Annotated in this window: 11 protein-coding genes; 2 read left to right on the forward strand and 9 right to left on the reverse strand. The window is 38.1% G+C overall.

All coding sequences use genetic code 11. The features are described 5' to 3' along the window. Positions 1–221: 221 nt before the first annotated feature. The 4 genes from AB5706_RS21315 to AB5706_RS21330 all read right to left on the reverse strand — a co-directional run bounded on the left by AB5706_RS21315 (position 222) and on the right by AB5706_RS21330 (position 2,143). Positions 222–695, reverse strand: a complete 474-nt coding sequence (locus AB5706_RS21315; RefSeq protein ID WP_023922628.1) for a sigma-70 family RNA polymerase sigma factor — start codon at positions 693–695, stop codon at positions 222–224. A gap of 327 nt (positions 696–1,022) precedes the next feature. Beyond that, complete coding sequence (locus AB5706_RS21320) at positions 1,023–1,454, reverse strand: hypothetical protein (protein ID WP_012744263.1); 432 nt, start codon at positions 1,452–1,454, stop codon at positions 1,023–1,025. Positions 1,455–1,461: 7 nt separating this feature from the next. Beyond that, a complete protein-coding gene (locus AB5706_RS21325) occupies positions 1,462–1,674 on the reverse strand; it encodes a sporulation initiation factor Spo0A C-terminal domain-containing protein (RefSeq protein ID WP_012744264.1) in 213 nt (70 codons plus the stop codon). Positions 1,675–1,825: 151 nt separating this feature from the next. Further along, positions 1,826–2,143: a helix-turn-helix domain-containing protein gene (locus tag AB5706_RS21330; RefSeq protein ID WP_008688152.1), complete on the reverse strand. Its 318-nt coding sequence runs from the start codon at positions 2,141–2,143 to the stop codon at positions 1,826–1,828. Between the two features lie 179 nt (positions 2,144–2,322). Between AB5706_RS21330 and AB5706_RS21335 the strand changes: the two genes are divergently transcribed. Beyond that, complete coding sequence (locus tag AB5706_RS21335; RefSeq protein ID WP_015524569.1) at positions 2,323–2,529, forward strand: DUF6219 family protein; 207 nt, start codon at positions 2,323–2,325, stop codon at positions 2,527–2,529. 74 nt (positions 2,530–2,603) lie between these two features. Here the strand turns inward: AB5706_RS21335 and AB5706_RS21340 are convergent, their stop codons facing one another. From AB5706_RS21340 to dinB, 5 genes are all read right to left on the reverse strand, one after another. After that, positions 2,604–2,975: a hypothetical protein gene (locus AB5706_RS21340; RefSeq protein WP_368366311.1), complete on the reverse strand. Its 372-nt coding sequence runs from the start codon at positions 2,973–2,975 to the stop codon at positions 2,604–2,606. Between the two features lie 9 nt (positions 2,976–2,984). After that, a complete protein-coding gene (locus AB5706_RS21345) occupies positions 2,985–3,557 on the reverse strand; it encodes an ArpU family phage packaging/lysis transcriptional regulator (RefSeq protein ID WP_012744267.1) in 573 nt (190 codons plus the stop codon). A 250-nt stretch (positions 3,558–3,807) separates the two neighbouring features. Then, the gene (locus AB5706_RS21350) at positions 3,808–4,047 is read right to left on the reverse strand and encodes a hypothetical protein (RefSeq protein WP_005344271.1); all 240 of its coding nucleotides are present in this window, start codon (positions 4,045–4,047) and stop codon (positions 3,808–3,810) included. 12 nt (positions 4,048–4,059) lie between these two features. Further along, positions 4,060–4,272 carry a LexA family protein gene (locus tag AB5706_RS21355; RefSeq protein WP_023922630.1) on the reverse strand — a complete coding sequence of 71 codons (213 nt, stop codon included), beginning with the start codon at positions 4,270–4,272 and terminating at the stop codon, positions 4,060–4,062. Positions 4,273–4,286: 14 nt separating this feature from the next. Further along, positions 4,287–5,534: a DNA polymerase IV gene (gene dinB / locus AB5706_RS21360; protein WP_023922632.1), complete on the reverse strand. Its 1,248-nt coding sequence runs from the start codon at positions 5,532–5,534 to the stop codon at positions 4,287–4,289. Positions 5,535–5,728: 194 nt separating this feature from the next. Between dinB and AB5706_RS21365 the strand changes: the two genes are divergently transcribed. Continuing rightward, on the forward strand, positions 5,729–6,174 hold a 446-nt coding region (locus tag AB5706_RS21365; protein ID WP_368366312.1), incomplete at its 3' end, for a helix-turn-helix domain-containing protein.

Genomic DNA, 6,174 nt, shown 5'->3' on the forward strand with positions numbered 1-6,174 from the left:
CTGGCTTTGGTCAGTGCTTTTTCGCAGCATTATTAGCTCTAAAAATGTTTTTACGTCTTATAATCCTATAGCGGCATCTTCCTCGTGCTCACTGTATGAAATGTCACGTCAGTTATTATTGGATATTCAGTTATCACGGTGCGTTTTAGGGAGTCCTTAAAGCTCCTCTAATTACTAAAGTCAAATGACTTCGGAAGATGCAAAAGATTTTGAAAAATTTTTTAAAAAAATTTATTCATATACATTTCACGCATCTTATTAAGAATGGATTTCAGCTTGTATGACAGCATCTGTCTGGAAATTCCCATAATCTCTGCCATCTGTGTCTGTGTCTTGTTTTCAAAGAAAATACCGTAAATAATCATGCGTTCCTCGGAGTTCAGCTGATTGATCACTTTGTGGATATCCTGCTGTTCCATTTTTGTCAGCACACTATGCTCCACATCACAATTCAGATCCGGAAAATCCTCTATCATAAAGCCTTCTCCATCAATGGACTGACCACTGTAAGGTACTTCCCTCAACATCTTGTCCACGACCTCTCCCAATTCGTTTTTGATTTCTACCTTTTTTGCCTTGCTGCTTCTATAAAAATTGTTCATCGCATACGCAACCTCTTTTGTAATCTCAATCATCTCTCCATCAATATTTGCGTAATACTTTCCTTCATAAAAATATGGGTGTTCAATATACATGTCCGTTCCTCCTGAATTTGAAATCTCGTTGCTTGTTTCAAATCCAGAAGGCGGACCTCTGTTTAGAATCATGCCTGCTCCGCCTTTATCCTGCCGGGACATACCCGCAGTTATTGGCTGAGAAATTCAGGCACGAAAAAAAGCCCCAGTAGTTTTTTTCTTAACTACTGAGGCCTTCGTCTCTTTCTTATATTCAGTTATCTATGCCTTCTTTCATCAGCATAATCATTGTATCAGGATAAAGTTCACAAAGTATCCGCAATACATTCCTATAAGTTCACATCATTATTGAAATCGTACATATTTCAGTATAAAAAGTTCACCGTGTTATTCTTCTACTTCTTTTCCATCTATATATAGTTGAAATTTATCAGGATTATTGACAACATCATAGTCCTTTCCATATTCTACAGGTCTGTATTCGGCTGTCATTACCGATTCCCCATCTTCAATATCCTCTTTCCATAAATAGATGTTCATATCAAGACTCGTCGCATATCCCCTGTCTGTGGAGAATTTTGTCGAATGAAAAGAATTCTCCTTGTACATCTGCAAAAGTTCTCTTGCAAACGCTTCTCTATCCTCAATATTTTCCCGGTTAGCTACTACGGTTAGATTTTCATCCTGATTTATGGAAAATGTTCCTACTACATCAGGTTCACCTTCCTTATGACCAGATTCAGGTTTCCCATAAATACTTCCTGTAGCAATTATCAAGATGACTGCTCCTGAGATTACTGCAATTATCTTTCTTTTCATATTTTCATTAATTTCCTTTTAATTGTTTTACTGCGTAATTGATTACTTCTTCCGGTGTGGGTCTGTCTCCTTTAAGTGTCATTTTCTTCCATTCTTCCTGCACATCCGGATCAGGATTATCAAATCCTGCATCTATGGCTATCTGCATTTCTCTGCGTACCTCTTCTGGTGTTGTGTTGTACTTTTTTGCAATTTTCTCATAAATAGTTTTCTCTCTCATTCATTTTCCTCCAATATATAAGTAGAATTACACATTGTTCTATAGAACTAATTTAGCATATTTCTATTATCATGAAAAGACACTTTACAATTTAAAGCGGAATAAAAAGTCAAAAAAAAGAAGAGCTACTTGCTCTTCCCAGTTTGTCATATTACTCTTCCAATAATGTATGAATTACTTTGATAATTTTTTTCTGCTCTTTGATCGGAAGTTTTTCTATTTTCTCTGTCAGCTCATTGGTAACACCTGTAACTGAATGTGCCACAACATCAATCAAAAGAGTATCTGCAGAAACATCTAATGCATTTGCAATTGCAACAAAGGTATCCAATTTTGTAACTTTCAAGCCTCTCTCTATTACACTCACATGCGTCGGACTTAAATTTACTAATGCAGCCAGTTCCTCTTGCGTGAGATTTTTTGCTTCTCGTGCTGATTTGATTCGCTGTCCTACTGCCTTCAAATCCATCGTAACACCTCCTCCAGAACGAATAATCGTTCTGGATTTAGTATACTTGTGGATATCTTAAATATACAGAATCGCAAAGCCAAGTTCTAATTCTACAGAACTATATTTCAAGATTTTCTTTGCATATTCGTAAAATAGAGTTATGATTGAAGCAGCTAAATCAAAGGAGGTATCAAATCATGAAATCACATAAATACTGGTCCCTAGGCGCACTTTTCTGTATGTTGGGATGCATTTATTCTGGAATCAGAAAATCTATGACTGCACATAAATACTTTGCCTATTCTTCATTGCTTTGTATGGGCATGTCCATTTATTCCGGTCACAAACTGGTTTCTCCAAAGAAGAAAAAAATCACTGAATCAAACAATAGTGAAAATAATTGAACAAAAAATTGACCTCTATTCATCAAAGACAAAGTTGCTGGAGAGTTTTTTCCCTCCAACAACTTTCTTCATCTTTAAGCCATTGAAACACAATACTGTCCAATCAACTTCATCCAACTATTATATTTATTCTTTTCACACACCTTTCGGCAAATTTCATTTTCCATCAGTACACAGAACATCTTATCATAATCAAATGCCAAAACAGCACCATTCACATGGTTTTCCACTGCTTTCTGATCTATGCTTTTCAAGCGTGTGACCATTTTCTCAATTTCTCCATTTCCCAAGTTACCGATATTTTTGCAGATAAACCGAAAGAAATTCAACGTTGCATATTCGTCATGCCAATGGAACTCTTCTGGATTGTTTTTTATTTTACTGGCTCGCTGCTGTTCTTTGATTATCTGAGCAGCTACACCTTTCATCGAATCTTCGTATCTCATATTACTCACCTACTCTTCCTCTACGCCCAGTGACGGTTTAAATCTTTTATCCTTTGCCTGCGGTACCACGATCTCATAAAAATAAAATCCTAAATATCCAAGGGCCTGCTTCTTCATCTTATAAAAAGAAGTCCTGCCTATTCCCAGTTCCTGCTGCACTTCCACATCTGTCTTATTGTAATGACTGCAAAAGCAGGAATGAAGAATTTCACTGAGTGTCACACCATTGGGAGCATAAAATTTCACCAGTGTCATTCCCCGATAGATCATGTCCGACAGTCCATAAATAATCATCAGGTTATTCATCTCCCGGTGCATCTTTGGCACGTTCAGCTGATGATTATAAATGCTCAGGTAGCTTAACGCATATGCCATATCTTCATTGATCTTCTCCTGGCACTCCATATCCAGTTCTTCCAATACGACCTGATTTTCCAAAATCAGCTTCTGGTAACTTGTCATCAGTTCTTTAATATCAGTATAATGTCTTTCGATTGTAACTTCCAGATAATCCTGTGCATGGCTTGCCATCTGGAAGGTAATCTCTTTCATTGATTTAATTGCATAATCTCTGTCTGTCATCAGTTTCAAAATCTCCTTATCATCATCACACTAACTGGCGGTCTTTCAGACCAGTTCGCTTTCCCCATGATTTTGATGGGAAGCAATTACTTACTACAATTTGCAGAAGCGGATATCCAAAAGGCATTGTGGGAGTTGCCTTTGCTGACCGGAATCCATCTTCTTATGTAAAACCTGCAGGAATATAAAGGGAAAGTGACTATCCCTGCCGGTTAATAATCCAAATAATATCGTCTATACCTATCTCTCCTTATGCTGTTTTTCTCTCCATAAACCATTTATCCACTTCGTAAAACAAATGGCTTTCCTGTCCCTGTATCATACAGGTGTACATCATTCCTACACCGCCTGCCTTTCTGCTGGCGCATCGCTCGATTTTCAAAATTCTGTCAATGCTATACTTTCTTCCATCCTCCCATGTAAAAAATATGGGAACCAGCTGTCCGTCTTTCCGAAACTCTGCCACTACATCTACATATACTTTGTTCATGCCGACACCTCACTATAAAATCTCGATTGCTCTTGGCGATGCCGGAATCCTTCGGATATATCCGTTTTGCTCCAACTGCTTGATTCTGGAAAAAGCAGATGATGTTGATTTCACCCCGATCAACTCTCCAAATTCCCGAACTGTCGGCGGATATCCATGCTCCTTCGTATAATTCAAAATACACTGATAACTTTCTTCCTGTTTTCTGGTTAATGCTTTTTTCAAATCTATCCCTCCAATTACCCATGAAAATAACTGTGTGGATGGACCGTGTGCGTACCAGCGTCTAAGTGGGATAAGACTTTATCCTGGTACATTGCCGCTCGCTGTATACTGAAATATCCAAACCGTCGTCTTATCTCATCTACAGTACGATCCAGCTTCTCTAACTTTTCTTTTTTCTCCTGATTTCCAAATAAATCCAACTGCACGGGAATATCATCTAACACAAGATCCGCAGCTCGGATTCCCAGGCTTCTAATGGGATGTTCCCATTTGTAATTATCTTTAAATAGCTGAAATGCTGCAGTTACAATCTCATTTGTAATATTCGTTGGCTGTCGTAAATGTATCTGTCTGGAAAAACTATACAATCCATTATCTCGAACTGTAATTTCTACTGTTTTGCATTTAAATCCATGTTTCCGCAATCGTGCAGCTACACTTTCTGCCAATGCTATTTGAATGATCCAAACATCCAGATCATTTTCCAGATCTCTCGGTGTTGTGGTGCTATTACCTATCGACTTTACTGGAGCTTCATACCCTTCCTTGCAAACCGGATCTTCATCCCAGCCATTTGCGAAAGCCCATAATACATTTCCTATTTTTCCAAAATGGCTCTCTAACAACTTTTCGTCTGATTCCGCAAGTTGCCCGATTGTCCGGATTCCAAGTTTTTGCAATTTCTTATTTGTCTGTCTTCCGACATAAAGCAAATCTGACGCAGGAAGCTGCCATATCCTGTCTTTATAATTTTCTCGATTAAACTCTGTGATTGCATCCGGCTTTTTGTAATCTGAACCAAGTTTCGCATAAATCTTATTCCAGGAAATTCCAATACTCACTGTTACTCCAAGTTCGTATTTAATCCGATGGCTGATTTCTCTCGCAATCGTCATTCCGCTTCCTTTCAGATTTCCACTATCTGATACATCCAGCCAGGCTTCATCAATTCCATATGGCTCAATTTTATCTGTATACTCTGAATAGATTTCCCTTGCCATTTGAGAAAATCGCAAATATAAATCCATCCGTGGTGGTACAAAAATAATTTCCGGGCAAACCTGTTTCGCCTGCCATAATGCCATTCCGGTTTTTACTCCTTTTTTCTTGGCAATATAATTTGCTGTCAGCACAATTCCATGCCGGGCTTCCGGATCACCACCGACTGCCAGAGGCATTCCAGCAAATTCCGGATGATGTAGCATTTCTACACTGGCATAAAAACAGTTCATATCACTATGCAGGATCACACGCTCACTCAAACTTTTCACCTCCCAGCTGCTTCCTTCAACATAATGTCTTATCAATTTCTGTATGTTTAGTATATATCGACATTTCGGAGATAGTCAAGTAACATCTTGGTTGTATTTTCTCCATTTCGGAGATTATTGTTGATTTTATTTCTAACATACGGTATAATGCATATAGAAAATTCAAATAGAAATGAGGCGAACAAATGCGTGATTTCGGGGAAATATTAGCAGAAAATAGAAAAAAGAAAGGATACTCTCAATCAGATCTGGTAAACCTGCTTTCTCAGGAAGGTATTCAGGTCACTACAAAAGCACTCTCCAAATGGGAGAACAATGCACGAGAACCCGCTTTACATGTTTTCCTGACACTTTGCCAGTTACTTGATATCGAAGATATATATGAATCCTTCTTTGGAGAAAATCCATATAACATTATGAGTGGATTGAATGAAGAAGGCAGAAATAAATTGATTGAATTTGCTGATATTTTGAAAGCTTCTAAAAAGTTTTCTCCACTGTCTGCAAAGATTATCCCATTCCATCATCCTGTAGAAATTACCTGGGAACCAGTTTCTGCTGGTACTGGAAATTACCTGGAAGATTCTGTAAAAGAAACCTATGACGTAGGACATCTTGCTCCTGAGCAGAC

The organism is Ruminococcus sp. RTP21484sp1_RTP21277st1_D2_RTP21277_210401 (assembly GCF_040924225.1).
GTDB classification, from domain to species: domain Bacteria; phylum Bacillota; class Clostridia; order Lachnospirales; family Lachnospiraceae; genus Blautia_A; species Blautia_A faecis.

Coding starts and splice junctions, on each gene's coding strand:
- AB5706_RS21320 (WP_012744263.1), bottom strand. CDS start 1,454: ATGAAAAGAAAGATAATTGCAGTAATCTCAGGAGCAGTCATCTTGATA.
- AB5706_RS21340 (WP_368366311.1), bottom strand. CDS start 2,975: ATGAGATACGAAGATTCGATGAAAGGTGTAGCTGCTCAGATAATCAAA.
- AB5706_RS21350 (WP_005344271.1), bottom strand. CDS start 4,047: ATGAACAAAGTATATGTAGATGTAGTGGCAGAGTTTCGGAAAGACGGA.
- AB5706_RS21335 (WP_015524569.1), top strand. CDS start 2,323: ATGAAATCACATAAATACTGGTCCCTAGGCGCACTTTTCTGTATGTTG.
- AB5706_RS21315 (WP_023922628.1), bottom strand. CDS start 695: ATGTATATTGAACACCCATATTTTTATGAAGGAAAGTATTACGCAAAT.
- AB5706_RS21330 (WP_008688152.1), bottom strand. CDS start 2,143: ATGGATTTGAAGGCAGTAGGACAGCGAATCAAATCAGCACGAGAAGCA.
- AB5706_RS21345 (WP_012744267.1), bottom strand. CDS start 3,557: ATGACAGACAGAGATTATGCAATTAAATCAATGAAAGAGATTACCTTC.
- AB5706_RS21325 (WP_012744264.1), bottom strand. CDS start 1,674: ATGAGAGAGAAAACTATTTATGAGAAAATTGCAAAAAAGTACAACACA.